Annotated in this window: 2 protein-coding genes; one reads left to right on the top strand and one right to left on the bottom strand. The window is 67.7% G+C overall.

The window, feature by feature from the left end:
* On the top strand, window positions 1–1,457 hold a 1,457-nt coding region (gene uvrA, locus R1101_RS28020), incomplete at its 5' end, for an excinuclease ABC subunit UvrA (RefSeq protein WP_016935301.1).
* Between the two features lie 81 nt (window positions 1,458–1,538).
* On the opposite strand, the gene R1101_RS0121420 is transcribed toward uvrA, so the two are convergent.
* Window positions 1,539–1,904 (bottom strand): DUF1844 domain-containing protein, encoded by a 366-nt coding sequence (locus tag R1101_RS0121420; RefSeq protein WP_026003566.1) that lies wholly within the window; start codon window positions 1,902–1,904, stop codon window positions 1,539–1,541.
* Window positions 1,905–2,370: the final 466 nt, after the last annotated feature.

The raw sequence follows: 2,370 nt of genomic DNA on the forward strand, positions 1-2,370 counted from the left end.
TCGGTTCCGGTCTCGTCGGCGTGCTGTACGTGCTCGACGAGCCGTCCATCGGTCTGCACCAGCGCGACAACCGTCGCCTCATCGACACCCTCACCCGGCTGCGCGATCTCGGCAACACTCTCATCGTCGTCGAACACGACGAGGACACCGTCCGCGCCTCCGACTGGGTCGTCGACATCGGCCCCCGCGCGGGTGAGCACGGTGGCAAGGTCGTGCACAGCGGCACCTACAAGGAGCTGCTCGACAATCCCGACTCGCTCACCGGGGCCTATCTGTCCGGGCGTGAGGAGATCGAGATTCCGGCGGTTCGCCGGCCCATCGACAAGGGGCGGCAGGTCACCGTCGTCGGTGCCCGCGAGAACAACCTGCGCGAGATCGACGTGTCGTTCCCGCTCGGCGTGCTCACCTGCATCACCGGTGTCTCCGGCTCCGGGAAGTCGACGCTCGTCAACGACATCCTCGCCACCGTGATGGCCAACAAGCTCAACGGCGCGCGACAGGTGCCGGGACGGCACACCCGCATCAACGGACTCGACCAGCTCGACAAGCTCGTCCAGGTCGACCAGTCGCCGATCGGCCGCACGCCGCGTTCCAACCCGGCTACCTACACAGGGGTGTTCGACAAGATCCGCACCCTGTTCGCGTCCACCACCGAGGCGAAGGTGCGCGGCTACCAGCCGGGCCGGTTCTCCTTCAACGTCAAGGGCGGCCGGTGCGAGGCGTGCTCGGGCGACGGCACGTTGAAGATCGAGATGAACTTCCTGCCCGACGTGTACGTGCCGTGCGAGGTGTGCCACGGCGCCCGCTACAACCGCGAGACGCTCGAGGTGCACTACAAGGGCAAGACCATCGCCGAGGTGCTCGACATGTCGATCGAGGAGGCCGCCGAGTTCTTCCAGCCGGTCACCTCCATCCACCGCTACCTCAATACGCTGGTGGAGGTCGGTCTCGGCTACGTCCGCCTCGGCCAGCCGGCGACGACCCTGTCCGGTGGTGAGGCGCAGCGCGTCAAGCTCGCCGCCGAACTGCAGAAGCGCTCCAACGGGCGTACCGCCTACATCCTCGACGAGCCCACCACGGGCCTGCACTTCGAGGACATCCGCAAACTGCTCGGGGTCATCAACGGTCTGGTCGACAAGGGCAACAGCGTGATCGTCATCGAGCACAACCTCGACGTCATCAAGACCGCCGACTGGATCATCGACATGGGTCCGGAGGGCGGCTCCGGGGGCGGCACGGTGGTTGCGCAGGGCACCCCGGACGAGGTCGTCACGGTGGAGGAGAGCTACACCGGACGCTTCCTTGCGGAGATCCTCGACGGCCGAGCCGCCGCGCCCACTCGCGCTCCGGCACGCAAGCGCGCCGCGAAGACGAAGACCACCGCGACGAAGACCACCGCGACGAAGACGACCGCAAAGGCCAAGACCACCACGAAGAAGGTGGCTGCCGCGAGCTGACGACCCGATCCGCCCGCCGCGACGGCGGGCGGATCCGGTCGTGGGAGTCGGAAGTGGGGTCGGAACCGGTGCCGCGTCGGATCAGTAGACCGGGCCGGTGTACTTCTCGCCCGGGCCCTTGCCCGGTTCGTCGGGCACCGCGGATGCCTCGCGGAAGGCGCGCTGCAGTGCCTGCAGTCCTTCGCGCAGCGGGCCGGCGTGCGGACCGAGATATTCCACCGACGAGGTGATCAGTCCGGCGAGGGCCGTGATCACGCGGCGAGCCTCGTCGAGGTCGCGTCGTGCGCTGCTGTCCGGATCCTCGTCGGCGAGACCGAGCTTCTCGGCAGCCGAACTCATCAGCATCACGGCTGCGCGGCTGATCACCTCGACGGCCGGAATGTCGGCGAGCTCGCGCACATCCTGTGCCGCAGCATCCTGATCGGGGGTCTCGGGAGCGTCCGTCATAGCGATGAGCATAGGGTCGCTTCGCTCGTCGCCGATGGCGCGGGTGGGGCGCGGATTCCCCGATTCGTCGCCGACGTGCATTTTTGTTAGACTGGACCGCACGACCGCCCGCGGTGATCCTCCGTGGGCAGCAAAGTGGAGTCCGACTCCCACCTCTGGCGGCACATCGATGCAGCTCAGGGGTCCGGTCCCCCGGGTGCGCATGCCCCGGATGTCCGCCCTTCATCGGGCGGTGCGGATCACGCAGCGCGAGCTGGGTGCCGTCGACCGGTCGGTATCGGACCCCGTGTGGAGCCTCGGCACCACAGCGGGGTCTTCTTGTCGAGGAGTAGGGCCACGTGCTGCGGTGCGGTCAGACCGACCACACCGCTCTACCTAGGAGGCCCCATCAGCGCTGAGACCCGCATCAACGAACGCATCCGAGTTCCCGAGGTCCGACTCGTCGGACCCGGCGGTGAACAGAGTC

It is taken from the genome of Rhodococcus sp. R1101 (assembly GCF_000278445.1).
Lineage (GTDB): Bacteria > Actinomycetota > Actinomycetes > Mycobacteriales > Mycobacteriaceae > Rhodococcus > Rhodococcus gordoniae.